The organism is Mesorhizobium sp. PAMC28654 (assembly GCF_020616515.1).
Lineage (GTDB): Bacteria > Pseudomonadota > Alphaproteobacteria > Rhizobiales > Rhizobiaceae > Mesorhizobium.
This window is the reverse complement of the sequence record NZ_CP085135.1, coordinates 4,572,018-4,591,699: the sequence shown is the minus strand read 5'-3', so window position 1 is coordinate 4,591,699 and position 19,682 is coordinate 4,572,018. Positions and strand designations below refer to the sequence as shown.

Sequence of the window (19,682 nt, the reverse complement as noted above, 5' to 3'; positions counted from 1 at the left end):
TGAAGCGTAATCCCCACCATTAAAATGATGCGTATGTGTTGGGGTTGCGCATGCCGGAATATTCTTCCTTTATCCGGTCGATCCGGATTCGCTACCTTTCAGGATTGTTGATTTTCGCACTGGCTTCCGCCGCGATCATGGTTGCGCTGGATCGAGTGAATTCCTTCCGTCGCGACATTGAGGCCGTGAGCAGCAACCTCGTCGTCTTCACGCGCGACTTGCGCAACGCGACAAGTTTCGCCGAAACGACCGGCACCGCCTGGCAGACGGAAACGCGCGATGCTCTCGCCACATCGGCGCGTGGCCATTCGGAGCGCTTGACCAGCGACATCGAGACACTCGATGCCCAGATCACCGCGATCCGGCCGCGCCTCTCGAAGCGGACCGTCAACGAGCTCGATTCCGCGTCCGTCAACGGCGACCTGTTCTGGTCGCCGCGCGACATGGTGCGCAGTTTCAACCTGATGTCGGTGGCACAGAAGGCCGATGAGTGGAGCTATCGCGAGATCCGCAACCAGAATGACCTGGTTGCACAGCCGATGCTAGTCCGTGTCCGCACCGCCATGGATGACGAGCGTCATCTGGTCGATGCCGCCAGCGACAGGCTGCTCTTGTGGGCAAGCGGCCTGCTGTTCGGCGTGCTTGCCATCGTCGCCTTCTGGATCTTCCGCCCGATGGAAAAGGCGATCCGGCGCGCCTTCACCGAATCCGCCGCATCCCTGTTCAAGGCCGAAGCAGCCGACCGCGCCAAATCGGAATTCCTGGCCAATATGAGCCATGAGATCCGCACCCCGATGAACGGCGTGCTGGGCATGGCGGAACTGCTTGCCAAGACTGAGCTTACGTCGCGCCAGAAGACCTTCACCGACGTCATCGTGAAGTCCGGCAATGCGCTGCTGACCATCATCAACGACATCCTCGATTTTTCGAAGATCAATGCTGGCCAGCTCACGCTGGACCCGGCGCCCTTCCGCCTTTCCGAAGCGGTCGAGGACGTGGCGACCCTGGTGTCGGCGCGCGTTGCCGAGAAGAACCTGGAACTGATCGTCCGCGTCGACCCGCGTCTGCCCGCCTTCGTCGTCGGCGACGCCGGACGTATCAGGCAGATCATCACCAACCTGCTCGGCAATGCGGTGAAATTCACCGAAAAAGGCCATGTCCTGATCGATGTCGGCGGCGACACCGTGGATGGCGTGGTTCAGCTCAAGGTCCGGGTCGAGGACACCGGCATCGGCATTCCAGCCGAGAAGCTGCAGAACGTGTTCGAAAAGTTTGCCCAGGTCGACGGTTCCTCGACACGCCGCCACGAAGGCACCGGCCTCGGCCTCGCCATAGCCGCCCGCCTTGTCGACCTGATGGGGGGGAAGATCGGCGTCGAGAGTGAGATCGGCCGGGGTTCGGTGTTTTGGTTCGCCGTGCCGCTGCCCGCGCACAAGGCCCAGCAGCGCGACGAGAGCGTGCCGGTCGACGTCACTGGCGCACGGGTGCTGGTCATCGACGACAATCCGGTCAACCGCGAAATCCTGCTCGAACAGCTCCGAAGCTGGAGCTTCGACTGCGCCGCCGCCGAAAGCGGCGCTGTCGGCCTGGCTTTCCTCGACCGCGCCTGCCAGTTGGGTGCGGCGGTCGACTGCATCATCCTCGACTATCAGATGCCGGGCATGAACGGCGCCGATGTCGCCAGAGCCATCGCCGCCGACAGTCGGCTGAACACCATTCCGGTCGTGCTTTTGACGTCGGTCGATCAGGTCGATTTCGGCAGGATGATCATCGATTACGGCATTGCCGCGCACCTGACCAAGCCGGCCCGCTCCGCTGTGCTGCTTGGTACGGTCATCTCGGTCGTCCAGAAGGCCCGCGCGCAGGGCAGCAAGGCACAGTTCGTTCGCGAACCGGTCGCCGTTGCCCAGCCGTCGGTGCCAGCCTTCACCGTCATTCGCGGCCCTGCCATTCCGGTCTCCACCGCACCGGAATCGACCGTGACGCCCAACGGCCCGATCGACATCCTCATCGCCGAGGACAATGACGTGAACCAGCTGGTCTTCGGCCAGATCCTCAACGGGCTGGGGCTGAGCTACCGCATCGCCGGCAACGGTCGTACGGCGGTGGAGATGTACCGGGCGCTGCGGCCCAAGCTGATCCTGATGGATGTCTCGATGCCCGAGATGAACGGCTACGAAGCGACGCGCGCCATCCGGACCATGGAGGCCACGACAGGCAGCCACATACCGATCATCGGCGTCACCGCGCATGCATTGAAGGGCGACCGCGACAGATGCATCGAGGCCGGCATGGATGACTATCTGCCAAAGCCGGTTTCCCCGGATCGCCTGGGGACGAAGATCGGCACCTGGCTCAGCGAGACGGTGGTGGCCAAGACGGCGTGATGCATGCCGCCCGAAAGCGCGCAGAGTTTTTGGGATCACGGCATGCACAAAAACAAAAATACAGGGCACCTGTCCGTGCGTCAGACGGCTGCGTCCAGATGATAACGGCGCATCCAGTCAAGGCTTGTCTCGTCGGCGAGCTTTGCAACGCCGGGCCGCACGTCATCGGCACTCGGCGCTTGAACCCCCAGGGCTTCACAGATGGACAACAACGTCGCGGGCGGACTGCTTGAAAGACGCTCATAGCCAACCCGCAGCGGGGTTATGCCTTGCGCCGCGAACCAAATATTCCAGGCCGCATCATAAGCTTCAAGCTCGGTGACCTCCTGTTTGATCCGCTGGAAATCGTACCGAGGTTCCCCTGGGGGCCCCACCCTTTCGATCTCGGTTCCATCGGGCGCGATATGCCAAAGACCGGTTTGCTCCGCCTTGACCAGGGAGATGGCCTGCGCGAGCTTGTTCTCACGCGAGAGATGTATGTACAGGATATCGCCAAAGGCCCTTTCAAGACGCGCTTTGTCCGATGGCAGTCTTGGGAAGATCTGATCGAGGATCGCCGAGAGTTCATCAAGATTCTCTCTCATCAAGCGAAGGCCGAAGATGCCTGTCCCACCCTTGCCAGCGGTGATCGCCGCGCCGAGATAGGCGGTATTGAATTCGAGGTCGCTCATCGTGTCGCGAGCGGGCAGATTCCACTCTTGTGCCCACTCCGACACGTCCTGCCGCCGATAGAATGAGTGAGGATCCCCGGCCGTCTTCGTCGACGCCAGGAGCTTGCACAGCAAAGTGCTGCCGGTTCTCGGCGTGCCGCAGATGATATATGCGTCGAACATCCTGCTGCCCTTGGCGTGCATCGCAGCCAGGGCAACCCCGGCCAATCCACCGCCGCCTATAGTCGAAATTGTCGCTGGATGCGACGGGCGTGTTTGAGCGGCGAAAAAACGCGGGTATCGACTTCGAGGTCGTAACTCATACCCGCCTGCACGCTTGTATATTACCAGCGCGCCAGCCTGTCGCCCCGCCGGGCTTCGCGCGCCTCGAGCACCTCAAGCGGTGAGGCGCTGGAGATCAAGCGGGGCTCATCGTTTCCGTGAACCGGTGAAGTGCTCTAACCGCGCCGGAATGGATAGAGGAATTGCCGCCAATATCCCCTCGGTACCGGATGGCCGTGAATCCCATAGCCCTTCGGCCACCGTCCCTCGGGCAGATGGTAGGTGCCGAACAGCCGGTCGAGCAGCGGGAAATGGATGGCGAAGTTGACGTCGATCGCCTCTTTCTCGAGGCCGTGATGCCAGTGATGATAGCGCGGCGACACTAGCACTTTTTCGACCGGGCCAAAACTCGTTCCGACGTTGGAATGGATGAAAGACGAATAGACATAGACGATCAAGATGTAGGTCTGGATCGCCGATTCATCGAACCCCAGCACGAACATCGGCGTGGCGGTCAGGCTGCGTAGCACGATGATTTCCAGGAAATGCATCCGCGCCCCGGCAATCCAGTCCATCGACTTGGCTGAATGATGCACGGCATGGAAATTCCACAACCAGGGAATGCGATGGAAAGCCCTGTGCACCCAATATTGGGCAAGATCCGTCAGAAACATCACCGCCACCAACTGCACCAGCCAAGGCAAGTCGTGGACCCAGCCCCGCAATGAGCCGAAACCGCCCTGCGCATTGACCAAATTGGACGGCGCCAGGGTCAGGTAGGTCAATATCTGCACCAGCAGCGACGAAACCAGATAATAAAACAGGTCCTCGCGCCATTCGTCGCGGAACACCGTCTGATCCCTGCCGCGAGCGAAAATGCGCTCGAGCGGAACAAACAACACACCCATGAACAGGGCATTTAGAATGAAGAAATCGAGGCCGAAGAAGACCCCGTCGATCCGCAGGTCATGGCGCACCGGGAGCATGCCGAGCAGCGACGCCAGGAGCACGGTGAACATCGCCGCCGCGCCAAGTGTCTTTTCTCTACGCAGCATCATGCTCAGGATGGCCAGGATATAGCCGGAGATGAGCACGAAATAGAGTACCGGCTTGAAGAACAGCATCTGGTGGATGGGAGCCAGATCCGGCATCGAGGTCAGCGATGGGTAGCGCAATACGATGACCATCAGCAGGCCGGTGATGCCGGCAAGCAACCCGATCGAACCGGACAGCCAGCCGGAACCGAATGGACGCTTGGATCGAGGCGTTTCGAGCTCGCCGACAATCTTCTTAAGGAAATTTGCCACCGGCATGATGCCCCTTTTTGTCAAAGGCCGTGAATAGAACCCGCATTGTAAATGCTGATCCTGCTCTTGCTATGACAGAACTCATTAAGATTTAATCGACGCCGCCCTGACCGTCGGCATCTTGCTGCAACATTGGCAATTGCCTATTGGCGTTGCTGGCGATTGGCGAAAGCAGCGCGGTGGAAGACGCCAGCCGCTACAACAGGAATCTCTTCTGGATGAGACGGGCGCACTCCAGCGGCGTGCCTACGCTGGTGTCGACTTCGAGGTCGTAATTTATATTCTGGTGCACGCGCTCATACTGCCAGCGCGCCAGGCCCGGCAGCCTGTCGGCCCGCTGGGCTTCGCGGGCCTCCAAGACCTCCAGCGGCGCCATGACGCCGACCAGATGGAGATTGAAGGCTGACAGCAGGTCGACATATTCCGATATTTCGCCATCGCACAGCACATCATCGGCGATCAGATTGTTGCCTTGCCGCGCCATCGCGGCGATGGCGTGGCGCATGCCGCGCAGGGTTCGCGCCCCTGTCGGTCCGGTCCTGATCACGACCGAAGGCTTGCCGTCCTGCCGGATGGTTTCATAGGAAAAACCGTCCGCATGGTCCTGCAGGGCTTCCGGCAACATCTCGATGAACGCGTCCATCTGGACATGCAGGAAGGGCTCGGCGGTTATCGTCTGCAACGCCCTGGCGATCGAGCTTTTGCCGGCGCTGCCGACACCATTGAGAAGAATGATCTTGGCGGTCATGCCAGCTGTGCCCTCAACAGGAATTTCCGACTGTTCTACCGGTTGCGCATGACCAGGCATGAGCCACCGACGCTGTGCAGTTTCTGGCAGATGATGTCGGCATTGGCCCGGGTATCGGCCCCGATCCTGACCGCATAGATGCCGCGCCGGCCGATTGGCGTGCGCACCCGGCTGATCACCGGATCATGACTGGCGAGCAACGCTGGGAACCGGCTTCTCACCCTGAGCCACTGGTTGAGCGCGGCGGAGCGGCGAAAATTGCCGGCCACCTGCACGCCCCATGGCATGACGTTGATCGAGGCCATCGCCACGGTCGTCGACATAATCGCCGGCAACCTGCGGCAAGCAACGGCGAAACTCGCCTTGGGATCAAGCGGCTGGGAGGTCCCGGCGTAGGCCGTGTCGGTGAACTTGTCCACCGGCTCGCCCATGATGTCGAAAACGTAGCTTTCGGTTTCCATCGGCAGGAAACCGCCGGAACTCAACCAGCGCGACACCCGGTTCTCGCCGGCATTGTAGGCGGCCGCAGCAAGGCCGAGATTGCCATAGGTGGTCTTCATCTCGGCGAGATATTTCGCCGAGGCCGGGATCGCCTGGGTGATGTCGAAGGAATTGGCGAGGCCCCGCATCTTGGCGGTGCCCGGCATGAATTGGGCGATGCCCTCGGCGCCAACCGGACTGATCGCATTCGGATCAAACCGGCTCTCCTTCCAGATCAGCCGGGCGAAGAAATCCTTCGGCAGGCCGTTCTGATCGGCATAGGCCTCGATCAGATTGCAAACCTTGTCGATCAGCCGCTGCTTGGCGGACTGGGGAGGATCGGCTTGAACGACAGTCGACCAGGTCAGTCCATACAGCAAAACCAGCGTCGCCCAGAGGAAACGCCGCATCTGATCTACTCGGCCGCGGCCTTGCCGCGACCAAACCGCTGCTCGATATAGTCAGCGACCATTTTCTCGAAATCCGCGGCGATCGACGGCCCACGCAACGTCGCGGCCTTCTTACCGTCGACGAACACCGGCGCTGTCGGCGTCTCGCCGGTGCCGGGCAGCGAAATGCCGATATCGGCATGCTTGGACTCGCCCGGACCGTTGACGATGCAGCCCATCACCGCGACCTTGAGGTTCTCGACACCCGGATATTTTTCGCGCCACACCGGCATGTTTTTCCGCAGATCCGCCTGGATGTTCTGGGCGAGTTCCTGGAACACGGTGGACGTCGTGCGACCGCAGCCGGGGCACGCGGCGACAATCGGCACGAACTGCCGAAAACCCATCGTCTGCAGGAGCTCCTGCGACACCTGCACTTCGCGCGTGCGGTCGCCATTCGGCTCCGGCGTCAGCGAAATGCGGATGGTGTCGCCGATGCCTTGCTGCAGGAGGATGCCCATCGCGGCGGAAGAAGCCACGATGCCCTTAGACCCCATGCCGGCTTCGGTGAGGCCGAGATGCAGGGCATGGTTGGAGCGCGTGGCCAGTTCCGTATAGACGGCGATCAGATCCTGCACGCCGCTGACCTTGGCCGACAGGATGATCTTCTCGCGGCCGAGGCCGATTTCCTCGGCCATTTCGGCCGACAGGATCGCCGACTGCACGATCGCCTCGCGGGTGACTTCCTGCGCCGTCAGCGGAAAGCCCTGGGCCTGGTTGTCGTTCATCAGCCGGGTCAGCAGCTCCTGGTCGAGCGAGCCCCAATTGACACCGATGCGCACCGGCTTGTCGTATCTGATCGCCATCTCGACGATATCAGTGAACTGCCGGTCCTTCTTGTCCTTGAAGCCGACATTGCCGGGGTTGATGCGATATTTGGCGAGCGCTTCCGCGCAGGCCGGATGATCCGCCAGCAGCTTGTGGCCGATATAGTGGAAATCGCCAACCAGCGGCACGTTGATGCCGAGCCGCAAAAGCCGCTCGTGTATGCGCGGCACGGCGGCGGCGCTATCGTCACGGTCGACGGTAATGCGCACGATCTCGGAGCCGGCACGATGCAGCGCTGCGACTTGGGCGACTGTCTGGTCGATATCGGCGGTATCGGTGTTGGTCATAGACTGCACGACGACAGGAGCGCCGCCGCCAACCATCACACCGCTGACATCGACACCGACCGAGGTACGGCGTGGAAATGGAGAGGAGAAATATCCGGTCATGGCCGGCTACCCTTTGTCCAACACTTTTGAATCCGCGCTTCCCGCTTCCCGAAACCGTATCGGGGTTGCGAGGGCGACGCGCCAAGGTCCGAGCATGAGGTGGAGGAGCAAAGAGGGCTTGTCAATGGCGACAGGTCGCCACTGCTTCACACCAGACCAGGGACGAGACCGGAAAATCCTCGGATCTCATAAAGTCAGGGACAACAACAACAGCTCCGGAACCCAGCCTCGGTTTCCGGCCGCTTGCGCCAAGATCGACAGCCACTGTCCGGCGGCCGATGCCGCCGGCAGGAAATCTCAAACTGTGGCTGCTAAATCAACGGGGCGTTAGTGTGTGGTCGCCCTCAGTTTTTCAATCTCGTCCTTGAGTGCCAGCTTGCGCCGCTTGAGATTCACGATATCGAGGTCGTCGACCGATGGATGGTTCATCGCGTCATCGATCTCGCGTTCGATGTCGCCGTGTTTCCGCTGCAACTCATCAAGATGGGATGCAAGAGACATGATTGGTTCTCCCTTTCATGGTTTTCCTCGATTGCAGCCGTCAAAGGCGCATCCACCGCAGGTCGCATCTGTGACGGCACGATGACACTGTGCCACCATCCGGAAGCGATGTCGAATGATCCGTGGTAGCATTCCACGACAATACGAAATGTGATATGGGCTGCCCGCCGGTTGCAAAAGACACCGGCCCCGCCCAATCAGGCCCAGTTTTTGGGCGCCGCAGACGTGCACACGGTAGAGAATGTCCGATCAGGAACAGGCCGATATCCGCCTCGAATTTTCCCGGCTGAAGCAGGAACACGCCGATTTCGACGCCGCGATCAACGCGATGATCGCGGTGAATTGCGACCCGCTGCAGATACAGCGCATGAAGAAGAAGAAGCTGTTCCTGAAGGACCGGCTGATGGCGCTGGAAGACAAGATCATCCCCGACATCATTGCGTGAGACACCTATCCGGCGATCGAAAGCCTGGCGGCGCGGTCGCGCAGCAAGCCTATGAGATTGCCGGTGCGCTCCTCGGAAGTGTCGATGGGGACAACCAGGCACATCGTCGCCTCGACCTTGCCGGGCACTGAAAAGACCGGCACGGCAAGGCATTTCGTATAGGCATCGACAAGGCCCGAAGTGACGCAATAGCCGGTGGTTTGCGCCCTCGCTATGTCGGCGATGAAGTCGTTGAGCAGCAATTTGCGTCCATCAGGCAGGACGAGGTCATCCTGCGACACCATGCCCTCGATCCGGGCCCGCTCGAAGCCGGCAAGAAGCAACCGTCCCGATGCGGTCCAGGGCAGGGGTATCTGCAAGCCGGTGGCGGAGCTGATGCGGAACGGCCTGTTGCCCGGGCTTGAGTGGACGATCGTGTAGCGGCCGCTCTGCAGCATGCAGAGTTCCGAGGTTTCGCCAGTCTCACGCGAGAGGTTGTCGACCTCCTGGCGTCCCCTTCTCAGCAGGTCGTTGCCCCGCACGTAATCCATTCCATAGAGATAGAGCTTCTTGCCGAAATAGACGCGGTTGCCGTCGCCAGCCATTTCCAGCAGCCCCGCATCGACCAGCGACCGCACCAGCGTGTAGGTCGTCGAACGGGGCGCGTTCACCCCCTTGGCGAGGTCGCCAATGCCGATCGCCCGCTGGGTCGTGTGAAGAAACTCCAGGATCTCGAGCACCCGGTTGAGCCCCTTCTCACGCGATCCCGAAATCTTCTCGTCGGCGGAAACTGCTGGGGCACTGCCATCTTGCATTGTCGATTCCTGATGCTAGTATCTGTCTTGTACAGGATACATACGTCTCTTGTAAGAGACAATCGGCTATAGATCACTGACGCGTGTATCCGTTCAAAGGGGAACAACACGAAAGGAGGTCGCCGTGAACGACACATCCGGAAGACGTGATTTTCTGAAATTGGGAATGGCGGGACTGGCCACGGCTGGCGTGCTGGCAGCCGTCGATGCTCAGAAGGCCGCTGCCCAGGCAGCATCCGACAGCCTGCTGCGCACCGTGCTCGATCGCGGCAAGCTGATCGTCGGCACCGGCAGCACCAACGCGCCCTGGCATTTCGAGAACGATGCCGGCGAACTCGTCGGCATGGATATCACCATGGGGCGTATTCTTGCCAAGGGGCTTTTCGACGATCCGACCAAGGTCGAATTTGTCATGCAGGATCCTTCGCAGCGCATCCCGAACGTGACCACCAACAAGGTCGACATCACCATCCAGTTCATGACCATGAGCGCCCAGCGCTCGCAGCTGATCAATTTCTCCAGACCCTATTACGTGGAAGGCGTTGCCCTGCTGACCCTGCCTACCGCCGAGAACAAGACCTTCGACAAGCTGCTGGCCGGTGGTTCGGCAACGCGCATCTCCATCCTGCAGAATGTCGATGCGGAGGCATCGGTGCATATGGCTCTGCCGCAGTCGCAGGTCATGCAGATCGATACCCAGGCCAACGTGCTGCAGGCCCTGGAATCAAAGCGCGTCGACGCGGCAGCGGTCGATCTTTCGACAGTGCGCTGGCTCGCCTCGCGCAATCCCGACAAATATTTCGACGCCGGCAAGAGCTGGTTCTCGATGCTTTACGGTGCGGCACTTCGGCAAGGCGATCTCGACTGGCTGACCTTCGTCAACGCGACCTTCACCATCGCCATGTTCGGTCATGAGACGGCGCTCTATGACGCCGCGTTCAAGGACTATTTCGGGCAGGAGCCGCCGGCGCGCCATCCCGGCTTCCCGGTCATCTGATCCGAGCGGACGGAAGGGCGCAACCAGCGCCCTTTCGTCCGCCGACGACCCTCGACACAGAGGCGGACGCATGGGCTATGCCCTCAATTTCAATCTGATCTGGCGACATTTCGACAAGCTCTGGGGCGGACTGCTGCTCAGTCTCGAGCTTGCCGTGATCTCCATCGCCATCGGCATCGTCATCGGACTGGTCCTGGCGGTCTGGTACGTTTCGGCCGGGCGTGTGGTGCGCACCATCATCGCCGCGTATGTCGAGTTCATCCGCAACGTGCCGCTGATCCTGCTCGTCTATCTGGTCTTTTACGGCCTGCCGACGGTGGTCGATATCGCCTACAGCGCGCAGACCTCGTTCGTGGCGACGCTGGCGCTCTACAGCGGCGCCTATCTGGTCGAGGTGTTTCGCTCCGGACTGGAGGCTGTACCGCGCGGTCAGATAGACGCTGGCAAGGCGATCGGCCTGACACCTTGGCAAAGGCTGCTGCATGTGCGCCTGCCGACGATGCTGCGCATAACGCTGCCCGCGCTCTCCAACACCTTCATTTCCCTTTTCAAGGACACATCCGTCGCGTCGGTCATTTCGGTCCCCGAACTGACCTATGGCGCCCAGTGGATCAACTTCAACACGTTCAGGATCGTCGAGGTCTATCTCGTCGTAACGGCGATGTACCTGCTCACGGGCTATGCGCTTCTCTATGCGCTCAGGCTTCTCGAGCGCTGGTTCAAGGTGGCGCACTAGATGATCAGCCAGATCGCCTATGCCTTGCCTTTCCTGGCCCAGGGCTTTGCCCTGACGCTCTGGGTATCGCTGCTGGTCGTGGTGTTTTCGCTGGTAGCCGGCGTCATCCTGGGCGTCGGCCTCGTCTATGGTCCCGTCCCGCTGCGCTGGGCGGTGCGCATCTTCAGCGACACCATTCGCGGCATACCGATCCTGGTGCTCATCTTCTTTGTCTATTACGGGTTGCCTGCCGTCGGCATCCATCTGCAGTCGTTCTGGGCGGCGGTCCTGGCACTCACCCTCTTCAAGACGGCACAGGTCATCGAATACCTGCGTGGCGCGGTTGGCTCCATACCAAGGGGGCAGTCGGAAGCGGCGATGGCGATCGGGCTGACCTTTCGCCAGCGGCTGGCCTACGTCATCTTCCCGCAGGCGTTCAGGCGCTTCCTGCCGCCCTGGATCAACGGCGTCACCGATGCGGTCAAGGGCAGCGCGCTGGTGTCGCTGCTCGGCGTCACCGACCTGATGCAGGCCATCAACCAGGTCATCGGCCGCACCTATGAGGCCATGCCGCTCTATATCCTCGGCGCGCTCATCTATTTCGCGGTCAATTACGCGCTTTCGCTGGCCAGCCGACGGCTGGAGCGGCGCTTCTCCTTCATCCGGGAATAGCAAGATGTCCACCAGTCCGAACGCCACCCCAGCCCTTCTCGACGTCTCCAATGTTTCCAAATCCTTCGGCGCCGTCGAAGTGCTGCGCTCGGTCAGCCTGCGGGTGGCGCGCGGCGAAGTGGTGACCGTCATTGGTCCTTCGGGCAGCGGCAAGACCACGCTGCTGCGTTGCGTGAACTTCCTGGAAAGCTATGACGGCGGTTCGATCCGGATCGACGGCAAGGAGGTTGGCTACCGCGACAGCGGAACACGACAACGCCGCAGCGAACGCGACCTCGCCGCGATGCGCGCCGAGACCGGGATGGTGTTCCAGAGCTTCAACCTGTTTCCGCATCTGACGGCGGCCGGCAACATCATGCTCGGCCTGACCAAGGTACGCGGCAAGACCAACGCCGAGGCGCGCACCATCGCCGAGCACTGGCTCGGGCGGGTCGGCCTCGCCCACAAGGCCGACAGCCTGCCCGCCGAACTTTCAGGCGGCCAGCAGCAGCGTGTCGGCATTGCGCGTGCCGTGGCGATGGGGCCGAAGATCCTGCTTCTCGACGAGATCACGTCCGCACTCGACCCGGAGCTGGTCGGCGAAGTGCTCGAGGTCGTGCGCAGCCTTGCCGAGGACGGCATGACGATGGTGATGGTCACGCACGAAATGGCCTTCGCCCGCGATGCCTCGAATCGCATCATCTTCATGGCCGACGGTGGCGTCAGCGCGGCGGGTCCGCCCGCCGAAATCCTGGCGGCGGACACAGACAACGAACGCCTCCGCGCCTTCCTGGCGCGCTTCCGCGCCTCGCATTTCTGACACAGGACGGGCGAAAGCCGTCGCAAGGAGCTTCTTTCATGACGCCTTATATCCGGCTCGCCGAGTTGGGCCTGACGCTGCCCGAACCGCCGACGCCCATCGCCAACTTCGTCACCCATGCCGAAAGCGGACGGCTGATCTTCCTGTCCGGCCAGGGCCCGCTGCGCGCCGACGGCACGCTCTTCACAGGCAAGGTGGGGGACGATGTCACCGTCGAGGAGGCCTATGGCCACGCTCGCCTCACGGGGCTCAATCTGCTCGCCGTCATGCATGCGGCCGCCGGCGACCTGGGCCGTATCGTGCGCATCGTCAAGCTGCTCGGCTTCGTCAATGCGATACCGACCTTCAGCGACCATCCGAAAGTGGTCAACGGCTGCTCCGATCTCTTCGCCGATGTCTTCGACAAGATTGGCGGCCATGCCCGCTCGGCGATCGGCGTCGGCTCCTTGCCCGGAAACATCACGGTTGAAATCGAGGCGGTCGTCGAGATCGCCGCCTGACCTGCCATCAATGGGATCTGCCAACATGAAAACCACTTCCGCCGACGGCTCCAACTCCACCATCCGCGAACGGCTCGGTCTTCGCCCGATCATCAACGTGTCGGGCACGATGACCGCGCTTGGCGCGTCTATTATCGTCCCGGAAGCGATCCGTGCGATGTCGGAAATCGCCTCACAATGGGTGGAGATGGACGACCTGCAGCGGGCCGCCAGCACGATCGTCGCGCGCCTCACCGGCGGCGAAGCTGGTTTCATCACAGCCTGCTGCGCCAGCGGCATCACCATGGCCATTGCTGGTGCGATGACGGGAACCAACCTGCTCGCCATCGAACGCCTGCCGGACGACGCGGAAGGGCTGAAGTCGGAGGTCATCGTCCAGCTCGGCCACATCGTCAACTACGGCGCGCCGATCGACCAGTCGATCCGGCTGGCGGGCGCAAGGACCATCCCAGCCGGCACCGTCAGCGTGACGCAGGACTATCATGTGCGCGACGCCATCCGCGACCGCACGGCGGCGGGCCTCTACGTGGTCGCCCACCACACCGTGCAGTACGGCATGCTGTCGCTGGAGGAGTTCTGCGAGATCTGTCACGCCAGGGGCGTTCCGGTGATCGTCGACGCGGCTTCCGAATACGATCTGCGTGGCTTCCTGGCGCGCGGCGCCGACATCGTCATCTACAGCGGGCACAAATTCCTCAGCGGGCCGACCAGCGGCATCGTCACCGGACGCAAGGATCTGGTGCGGGCCGCCTACCTGCAGAATCGCGGAGTCGCCAGGGCGATGAAGGTCGGCAAGGAAAGCATCGCCGGCACCATGGCCGCGTTGGAAGCCTGGGAAAGGCGTGACCATTCTGGCATCCGCCAGCGCGAGGAAGCAGCACTCAAGCTGTGGAAGGACGCGTTGCACGGCCTGCCGGGCATCGCCGCGAAGATCATTCCGGACCCAACTGATAATCCGCTCGACCGGGTGCAGATCTTCGTATCACCCGAGAGCCGGTTTACCGCCGCTGGCCTCGCCTCGGCGCTGGCCACAGGCTCGCCGCCGATTATCGTGCGCAACCACGAAGTCGAGCGCGGCCATTTCTTCCTCGATCCGTGCAACCTTCATCCTGGCGAAGCAGAGATCGTCGCCGAACGCCTGCGCGCCATATTGACAGCGGCCGACCGGCCCGCCGGCGCCATGAAACCCGCCCGCAAGGATTCGTCCGGCGCCTTGCGCTGGCCAGATTAATACATGTCGCCCAAAAGTGCGCAGCGGTTTTGGGGCAACGACATACATAAAAACAAAGGCTTAAAGCGCGTCACATGAATCTGTTCAAACGCGACGCGCTTTAGCACGGCGCCGCGACAACACGACCGCACACGGCCTTTGGCGCCAACCGTATCGGCGCGACGAATCGCGGAAAGATGCATCCGCGCTTCGTCGCGTGCTGGATGTTGCCGTGGCCGGAGTGGCGGGTGGATTTCGACTGTCACATGCATGTCCAAGAGCCGCTCCCTCAGCAAGGGATTGGGTTTGCAAGCATCAGCCCCCAGGCTGGACAGCAATTCCATGCGTGTTATCCATCTGTTGCAGAAAATGCGAAAGAAGGACCACGGATAGTCTACACTGGATTCAAATCACACTGGCAGTGACGCGCCCGGGGAATGACTGAGATGCGTGCATCAGGAAATGCCAATGCGACGGGATAAATTATGGCCTGCCGCAATTGTCTGCTTCTCCGGAGCGCTCTTCATCCCCGGCTTGGCACTGGCTGATGACCCGATGGTGCTGCTCGACAGCGATGGGCTTGTGGTCAGGGCTCATCTCCAGGCTGGCCTGAACATCGTCTCCGAACAAAACCTGTTCTGGAACTATGCCGACACGTTCGCGGCAGGCGCCGGTTTCAATGCGAACCCGACCTGGCTCGAAGGCTATGTCAAACCCGGCCTGAGCTTCTCCAAGGAACTCACCTCCGTCGTGTCGGCCTACGGCCTGATCTCGCTGGTGGCTTCAGGCACGCTGGGCATCGACGCTTATCACACCGGCAACACCGGCCGCATAACCCTCGAGGAGGGTTATCTCGGCCTGCGCTCCACCAACAAGGACGGCGGCCCTACATTCGACTTCTCGCTCGGACCGCGCGAATTCAAGGCGGGCACGGGCATGCTGCTCGCCAATGGCGGCTCCAGCGGCTTCGATCGCGGCGCGCTCAAGCTCGGGCCGCGCAAGGCGTGGGAACAGGCCGCGATAGCTCGATTCGGCATGGACGGCTTTACCGGCACGGCTTTCTATCTGGACGCCAACGAGCTGTCCGATACCGACAGCCACACCAGGATCGTTGGAACCGATTTTCGCTATGACGCGGGAACCGAGAACTTTGCCGGAGCCACGATCGGCCACGTACTGTCCTCCGACGCCCCCTATCCGAAAGCCGCGCCCAACGGCATCGGTGCGCCGAGCATCTTGCCCGGGGGGCGTGATGGCCTGAATTTCGTCAACCTCTACAGCCGCGTCAGCCCCAAGCAGGGGAGCTTCGAGAACTTCTTTGTTGGCGGTGACTTCACCTATGAATGGAACAACCGCATCGACATGGCGGCATGGGCCGGCCGGGCCCAGGTCGGCTACACCTTCACTGAGTATTCATGGGCGCCAACCATCACCTATTCGTACCAGACATTTTCGGGTGACAATCCATCGACCTCGAAGCTCGAACGCTTCGATCCGCTCTTCTACGAGGGCAGCCCGAGTTCCTGGTCGACCGGATCGAAATCGTCGATGCTCTTCATCAACTCCAACGTCAACGCCCACCAGCTTAGCCTGCGCGTGACGCCGACGGACCGCGACACCTTCACTCTCCGCTACTCCTATATCGACGTCAATGAACTGCGCAGTCCGATCCAGTTCGGTCAGGCGACGCGTGTAGACGACTCTTCCGAGGGCGTTCCGAACGCGGTCACAGGTGCCACGGCCAAGCATCTCGCGGATGACATCTTCCTCGAGTACAACCGCGTACTGAACCCCAATATATATCTTACCGCCGGCTTCAGTGTTTCCTTTCCCGGGCCCGGAGCGGCCTCGCTCGTCAACGGCAATCTGCCAGTCTGGACAGGAGGTTTCGTCAATGTCGTCGCCAATTACTGAGACGGATTCAGCAAGGAAATCCGGTCTTGCCGCCATACTGGCCTTCACCTTGGCGCTTGGCGCGGCGATCGTGCCGGCGATTTCCCATGCCGAGGAGACAACCCCCATGTCAGCCGAAGCGTCCGATCCCGGCAAACTCGGATGGATGGTCGGTGCGCCCCCGCCCGCAGACAAGATCATCCGGTTTTCCGATCCCGATTATTTCAGTTTTCCCAAGCTGCGCTGGACCGCTTGTCATTTCCGCCAGCTGATGCCGACGGTCGGTGTCAGCCGGGGGCTCGGCGCGCCGGTGCCTCTCGAGCGCAAGCTCGACCCGACGATCGACGCCATCACCTTCACCCCACTGGGCAGCGACAAGCCGATGAACTGGGAGGCGTCGCTGGCCGCCAACTACACCGACGGCATCGTCGTCCTGCATGACGGCGTCGTCGTCTACGAGCGCTATTCCGGCTGCCTGAACGATACCGGCCAGCATGGGGCGATGTCGGTGACGAAATCGCTCACCGGGCTGCTGGGCGAGATGCTGGTCGCCGACGGCAAGCTCGACGCCGGTGCCAAGGTCGCCACCATCGTGCCGGAGCTGGCCAAGAGCGCCTTCGGTGACGCGACCGTCCGGCAGGTGCTGGATATGACGACAGGCCTCCGCTACAGCGAGGATTACGCCGATCCCGATGCCGATGTCTGGATCTATTCCGCGGCCGGCAATCCCTTGCCCAAGCCTGCCGACTATACTGGTCCGCGCACCTACTTCGAATACCTGCAGACCGTGCGCAAGGAAGGCGAGCATGGCAGCGCCTTTGGCTACAAGACCATCAACACCGATGCGCTGGGCTGGATCATCGCGCGCGTCACCGGAAAATCCGTCGCCGACCTGTTGTCGGAGCGGATCTGGAGCAAGATGGGCGCCGAGCAGGACGGCTACTACACCGTTGATTCCATCGGCACGCCCTTTGCCGGCGGCGGGCTCAATGCCGGCCTGCGCGACATGGCCCGGATCGGCCAGCTGCTTCTCGACGACGGCGTGATCAATGGCCAGCGCCTCGTGCCGGCGGCTGCGATCGCCGATATCCGCGCCGGCGGCGACAAGGCGGCATTCGCGAAAGCTGGATACTCTCTCCTCAAGGGCTGGAGCTATCGCGGCATGTGGTGGATCTCCAACAACGAGCATGGCGCCTTCATGGCGCGCGGCGTGCACGGGCAGGCCATCTATATCGACCCGAAGGCGCACATGGTCATCGCGCGCTTCGCCTCCAACCCCGTTGCCGGTAATGCCGCCAATGATCCGACATCGTTGCCGGCCTATGAAGCGCTCGCCAGGCACCTGATGAAGTGACATCCCGCCACGGCGCGGGCAGTGCCGGCACACAGCCTGCGCTGCCCGTCCTTGCGGCTTTTGGCGAATTCCGCTAATGCGCGCCTTTGTCGCCGGGGAGCAAAAGCTTGGACGATCAACGCGCCGACGTCGCCATCATCATGGGCAGCCAGTCCGACTGGGCGACCATGCGCCACGCCGCCGAGACGCTGGAGGCGCTGGGCATCCCGCACAAGCGGCTGATCGTCTCGGCTCATCGTACCCCCGACCGGCTCTATGATTTCGCCAAGGGCGCCAAGGCTGCCGGCTACAAGGTGATCATCGCCGGCGCCGGCGGCGCCGCCCACCTGCCCGGCATGACGGCCGCGATGACGCCACTTCCCGTTTTGGCGTGCCCGTGGAATCGAAGGCCCTGTCGGGGCAGGACTCGCTGCTTTCCATCGTGCAGATGCCGGCCGGCATTCCGGTGGGCACGCTGGCCATCGGCAAGGCAGGCGCCGCCAACGCGGCCCTTCTGGCCGCCGCCGTGCTGGCGCTCAACGACGAAAAGCTTGCCGCGCGACTGGATGCCTGGCGCGCCTCCCAGACCGCCAAGGTCGCGTTAGAACCAACGGATACGCCGTGACCCTGCCCGCCGGATCGACGATCGGCATTATCGGCGGCGGCCAGCTTGGCCGCATGCTGGCGATGGCCGCGGCCCGTCTCGGCTACCGCACCGTGGTGCTGGAGCCGCAAGCGGATTGCCCGGCGGCGCAGGTCGCCAACCAGCAGATAACAGCCGCCTATGACGACCCGGCAGCCCTTGCCGAACTGGCTGATACCAGCGCCGTCGTCACCTATGAGTTCGAGAACGTTCCGGTGGCAGCAGCCAACGCGCTTGCCGCCAAGGTGCCCGTCTATCCACCGGCGCGTGCCCTTGAGATGGCGCAGGACCGGGTGACCGAAAAGACATTCCTCAATGGCATCGGCATTGCCACCGCGGATTTCCGCGCCGTCGACAATGACGACGAACTGGCGGCGGCGCTAAAAGCCTTCGACGGCAGCGGCATATTGAAGACGCGGCGCATGGGCTATGACGGCAAGGGCCAGCGTGTCTTTCGCAACATGGAAGCCGGCGGCTTTGCCGGCACCTGCGAGGCAATGGGCAATGTGCCGTTGATCCTAGAAGCCTTCGTGCCGTTCGAGCGCGAGATCTCGGTGATATCAGCGCGCGGCATTGACGGCGCGGTCACCGCCTACGACCCAGCCGAGAACGTCCACCGTAAGGGCATCCTGCACACCTCAACGTTGCCGGCCGGGATAAGTGCCGGTACGGCTGCAGCGGCACAGGCCGCGGCGTCAAAAATACTTTCGGCGCTCGACTATGTCGGCGTCATGGGCGTCGAATTCTTCGTGCTTGCCGATGGTTCGCTGCTGGCCAACGAGATTGCGCCGCGCGTGCACAATTCCGGCCACTGGACGGAAGCCGCCTGCATTGTCTCGCAGTTCGAGCAGCATATTCGCGCCGTGGCCGGTCTGCCGCTGGGAAACCCCGGCCGCCATTCCGACTGCGTCATGGAAAACCTGATTGGCGACGATGTCCTGCGGGTTCCCGAATTGCTTGCCGAACCCGACCTGATGCTGCACCTCTACGGCAAGGCCGAGGCGCGTCCTGGCCGCAAGATGGGTCATTTTACGCGGATCAGCCGACGCGGCTAAATCTCTTGTTTTGACGCAATTCCGGACGGAAAACCGTTTCACACTTTTCCTGGAATTGCTCCAAGGGCATGAATGGTCAATCCTCGACCACCAGGATGCGCCGAACCTACTGAACCTCGTCATCCTGGTTGTCGCCCGAACTGGCGCAACTCTCCCCCTGTGGGCAGGTCGTGTCGGCCTTGAGCTGCTTCGTGCGGTCATTGGTCAGCCGCGTCAGGCATTCCGACACGACCATCGGATGTATCGAGCCACCCTGGCTGCCGGAAGCGGCGTAATTGCATTCCGCGTTGCGAAAGACGATCCACCCCTGCTGCGCCGTCTGCAGCAATTGCTTGGTTGCGTCGTCAGCGCCGCCGATGATGGCCTGGTAGGTGCTGCTGAGCTTTGCATCGGCGGTCGCATAATCCTCGGCGGCACAGGTATTCATGCCCGACTGGCTGTCGTCATTGCGGTCGCACTCCTGCGCGAGGGCGGTCGACGCCGCGACCACAATGGCGAAGCAGGCGGGCAGAAGAATTCGGCGCATGATGACCTCCAGCGGCTTCGCGGCAGCGGCATCATTCCAGCCGGACCCTGTCCACGCAATGCCGCGAAGCCTTCGATGG

General features: G+C 62.0%; 20 protein-coding genes and 1 pseudogene. 12 read left to right on the top strand and 9 right to left on the bottom strand.

Annotation, left to right across the window (positions count from 1 at the left end):
• The first annotated feature begins 50 nt into the window (after nucleotides 1-50).
• Nucleotides 51-2,387, top strand: a complete 2,337-nt coding sequence (locus LGH82_RS22500; RefSeq protein WP_227344851.1) for a response regulator — start codon at nucleotides 51-53, stop codon at nucleotides 2,385-2,387.
• An 80-nt stretch (nucleotides 2,388-2,467) separates the two neighbouring features.
• Here LGH82_RS22500 and LGH82_RS22495 read toward each other — a convergent pair whose 3' ends face one another.
• The 6 genes from LGH82_RS22495 to LGH82_RS22470 form a co-directional block, all read right to left on the bottom strand.
• Entirely contained in the window at nucleotides 2,468-3,265 is a 798-nt protein-coding gene (locus tag LGH82_RS22495; RefSeq protein ID WP_227344850.1) for a Stf0 family sulfotransferase, read from the bottom strand.
• A 230-nt stretch (nucleotides 3,266-3,495) separates the two neighbouring features.
• Nucleotides 3,496-4,626, bottom strand: coding sequence for a sterol desaturase family protein (locus LGH82_RS22490; protein ID WP_413771381.1), 1,131 nt, complete (start codon nucleotides 4,624-4,626; stop codon nucleotides 3,496-3,498).
• A 196-nt stretch (nucleotides 4,627-4,822) separates the two neighbouring features.
• Nucleotides 4,823-5,374 (bottom strand): phosphotransferase-like protein, encoded by a 552-nt coding sequence (locus LGH82_RS22485; protein ID WP_227344848.1) that lies wholly within the window; start codon nucleotides 5,372-5,374, stop codon nucleotides 4,823-4,825.
• Between the two features lie 35 nt (nucleotides 5,375-5,409).
• A complete protein-coding gene (locus LGH82_RS22480) occupies nucleotides 5,410-6,264 on the bottom strand; it encodes a lytic transglycosylase domain-containing protein (RefSeq protein WP_227344847.1) in 855 nt (284 codons plus the stop codon).
• Nucleotides 6,265-6,269: 5 nt separating this feature from the next.
• Complete coding sequence (gene ispG, locus LGH82_RS22475; protein WP_227344846.1) at nucleotides 6,270-7,520, bottom strand: flavodoxin-dependent (E)-4-hydroxy-3-methylbut-2-enyl-diphosphate synthase; 1,251 nt, start codon at nucleotides 7,518-7,520, stop codon at nucleotides 6,270-6,272.
• Between the two features lie 327 nt (nucleotides 7,521-7,847).
• Complete coding sequence (locus LGH82_RS22470; protein ID WP_227344845.1) at nucleotides 7,848-8,021, bottom strand: YdcH family protein; 174 nt, start codon at nucleotides 8,019-8,021, stop codon at nucleotides 7,848-7,850.
• 241 nt (nucleotides 8,022-8,262) lie between these two features.
• Between LGH82_RS22470 and LGH82_RS22465 the strand changes: the two genes are divergently transcribed.
• Nucleotides 8,263-8,466, top strand: coding sequence for a YdcH family protein (locus tag LGH82_RS22465; RefSeq protein ID WP_227344844.1), 204 nt, complete (start codon nucleotides 8,263-8,265; stop codon nucleotides 8,464-8,466).
• A gap of 5 nt (nucleotides 8,467-8,471) precedes the next feature.
• On the opposite strand, the gene LGH82_RS22460 is transcribed toward LGH82_RS22465, so the two are convergent.
• Nucleotides 8,472-9,260, bottom strand: coding sequence for an IclR family transcriptional regulator (locus LGH82_RS22460; protein ID WP_227344842.1), 789 nt, complete (start codon nucleotides 9,258-9,260; stop codon nucleotides 8,472-8,474).
• A gap of 166 nt (nucleotides 9,261-9,426) precedes the next feature.
• On the opposite strand from LGH82_RS22460, the gene LGH82_RS22455 reads away from it, so the two are divergent.
• The 6 genes from LGH82_RS22455 (at nucleotide 9,427) to LGH82_RS22430 (ending at nucleotide 14,174) form a co-directional block, all read left to right on the top strand.
• Nucleotides 9,427-10,257 (top strand): transporter substrate-binding domain-containing protein, encoded by an 831-nt coding sequence (locus LGH82_RS22455; protein WP_227349661.1) that lies wholly within the window; start codon nucleotides 9,427-9,429, stop codon nucleotides 10,255-10,257.
• 70 nt (nucleotides 10,258-10,327) lie between these two features.
• Nucleotides 10,328-10,993 (top strand): amino acid ABC transporter permease, encoded by a 666-nt coding sequence (locus tag LGH82_RS22450; RefSeq protein WP_227344841.1) that lies wholly within the window; start codon nucleotides 10,328-10,330, stop codon nucleotides 10,991-10,993.
• A complete protein-coding gene (locus LGH82_RS22445; protein ID WP_227344840.1) occupies nucleotides 10,994-11,644 on the top strand; it encodes an amino acid ABC transporter permease in 651 nt (216 codons plus the stop codon). It begins immediately after the preceding gene.
• Between the two features lie 4 nt (nucleotides 11,645-11,648).
• Complete coding sequence (locus LGH82_RS22440) at nucleotides 11,649-12,443, top strand: amino acid ABC transporter ATP-binding protein (protein WP_227344839.1); 795 nt, start codon at nucleotides 11,649-11,651, stop codon at nucleotides 12,441-12,443.
• 38 nt (nucleotides 12,444-12,481) lie between these two features.
• Nucleotides 12,482-12,943 carry a RidA family protein gene (locus LGH82_RS22435; RefSeq protein WP_227344838.1) on the top strand — a complete coding sequence of 154 codons (462 nt, stop codon included), beginning with the start codon at nucleotides 12,482-12,484 and terminating at the stop codon, nucleotides 12,941-12,943.
• 25 nt (nucleotides 12,944-12,968) lie between these two features.
• Nucleotides 12,969-14,174 (top strand): aminotransferase class V-fold PLP-dependent enzyme, encoded by a 1,206-nt coding sequence (locus tag LGH82_RS22430; RefSeq protein ID WP_227344837.1) that lies wholly within the window; start codon nucleotides 12,969-12,971, stop codon nucleotides 14,172-14,174.
• Here the strand turns inward: LGH82_RS22430 and LGH82_RS22425 are convergent.
• Nucleotides 14,171-14,497 carry a hypothetical protein gene (locus LGH82_RS22425; protein WP_227344836.1) on the bottom strand — a complete coding sequence of 109 codons (327 nt, stop codon included), beginning with the start codon at nucleotides 14,495-14,497 and terminating at the stop codon, nucleotides 14,171-14,173. The genes LGH82_RS22430 and LGH82_RS22425 overlap by 4 nt on opposite strands.
• A 124-nt stretch (nucleotides 14,498-14,621) precedes the next feature.
• Here LGH82_RS22425 and LGH82_RS22420 point away from each other — a divergent pair, with 124 nt between their 5' ends.
• The 4 genes and pseudogenes from LGH82_RS22420 (at nucleotide 14,622) to LGH82_RS22405 (ending at nucleotide 19,077) form a co-directional block, all read left to right on the top strand.
• Nucleotides 14,622-16,067 (top strand): alginate export family protein, encoded by a 1,446-nt coding sequence (locus LGH82_RS22420; protein WP_227344835.1) that lies wholly within the window; start codon nucleotides 14,622-14,624, stop codon nucleotides 16,065-16,067.
• Nucleotides 16,048-17,400, top strand: coding sequence for a serine hydrolase domain-containing protein (locus tag LGH82_RS22415; protein WP_413771380.1), 1,353 nt, complete (start codon nucleotides 16,048-16,050; stop codon nucleotides 17,398-17,400). The genes LGH82_RS22420 and LGH82_RS22415 overlap by 20 nt, the downstream gene beginning before the upstream one ends.
• Nucleotides 17,401-17,588: 188 nt before the next feature.
• Nucleotides 17,589-18,004 (top strand): annotated as a pseudogene (gene purE / locus LGH82_RS22410) (5-(carboxyamino)imidazole ribonucleotide mutase).
• Nucleotides 18,001-19,077 carry a 5-(carboxyamino)imidazole ribonucleotide synthase gene (locus LGH82_RS22405; RefSeq protein ID WP_227344834.1) on the top strand — a complete coding sequence of 359 codons (1,077 nt, stop codon included), beginning with the start codon at nucleotides 18,001-18,003 and terminating at the stop codon, nucleotides 19,075-19,077. The pseudogene purE and the gene LGH82_RS22405 overlap by 4 nt, the downstream one beginning before the upstream one ends.
• A gap of 106 nt (nucleotides 19,078-19,183) precedes the next feature.
• Here LGH82_RS22405 and LGH82_RS22400 read toward each other — a convergent pair whose 3' ends face one another.
• Complete coding sequence (locus LGH82_RS22400) at nucleotides 19,184-19,603, bottom strand: lysozyme inhibitor LprI family protein (protein ID WP_227344830.1); 420 nt, start codon at nucleotides 19,601-19,603, stop codon at nucleotides 19,184-19,186.
• Between the last annotated feature and the right edge of the window lie 79 nt (nucleotides 19,604-19,682).

Coding starts and splice junctions, on each gene's coding strand:
- LGH82_RS22500 (WP_227344851.1), top strand. CDS start 51: ATGCCGGAATATTCTTCCTTTATCCGGTCGATCCGGATTCGCTACCTT.
- LGH82_RS22485 (WP_227344848.1), bottom strand. CDS start 5,374: ATGACCGCCAAGATCATTCTTCTCAATGGTGTCGGCAGCGCCGGCAAA.
- LGH82_RS22480 (WP_227344847.1), bottom strand. CDS start 6,264: ATGCGGCGTTTCCTCTGGGCGACGCTGGTTTTGCTGTATGGACTGACC.
- ispG (WP_227344846.1), bottom strand. CDS start 7,520: ATGACCGGATATTTCTCCTCTCCATTTCCACGCCGTACCTCGGTCGGT.
- LGH82_RS22470 (WP_227344845.1), bottom strand. CDS start 8,021: ATGTCTCTTGCATCCCATCTTGATGAGTTGCAGCGGAAACACGGCGAC.
- LGH82_RS22465 (WP_227344844.1), top strand. CDS start 8,263: ATGTCCGATCAGGAACAGGCCGATATCCGCCTCGAATTTTCCCGGCTG.
- LGH82_RS22460 (WP_227344842.1), bottom strand. CDS start 9,260: ATGCAAGATGGCAGTGCCCCAGCAGTTTCCGCCGACGAGAAGATTTCG.
- LGH82_RS22455 (WP_227349661.1), top strand. CDS start 9,427: ATGGCGGGACTGGCCACGGCTGGCGTGCTGGCAGCCGTCGATGCTCAG.
- LGH82_RS22450 (WP_227344841.1), top strand. CDS start 10,328: ATGGGCTATGCCCTCAATTTCAATCTGATCTGGCGACATTTCGACAAG.
- LGH82_RS22445 (WP_227344840.1), top strand. CDS start 10,994: ATGATCAGCCAGATCGCCTATGCCTTGCCTTTCCTGGCCCAGGGCTTT.
- LGH82_RS22440 (WP_227344839.1), top strand. CDS start 11,649: ATGTCCACCAGTCCGAACGCCACCCCAGCCCTTCTCGACGTCTCCAAT.
- LGH82_RS22435 (WP_227344838.1), top strand. CDS start 12,482: ATGACGCCTTATATCCGGCTCGCCGAGTTGGGCCTGACGCTGCCCGAA.
- LGH82_RS22430 (WP_227344837.1), top strand. CDS start 12,969: ATGAAAACCACTTCCGCCGACGGCTCCAACTCCACCATCCGCGAACGG.
- LGH82_RS22425 (WP_227344836.1), bottom strand. CDS start 14,497: ATGGAATTGCTGTCCAGCCTGGGGGCTGATGCTTGCAAACCCAATCCC.
- LGH82_RS22420 (WP_227344835.1), top strand. CDS start 14,622: ATGCGACGGGATAAATTATGGCCTGCCGCAATTGTCTGCTTCTCCGGA.
- LGH82_RS22415 (WP_413771380.1), top strand. CDS start 16,048: ATGTCGTCGCCAATTACTGAGACGGATTCAGCAAGGAAATCCGGTCTT.
- LGH82_RS22400 (WP_227344830.1), bottom strand. CDS start 19,603: ATGCGCCGAATTCTTCTGCCCGCCTGCTTCGCCATTGTGGTCGCGGCG.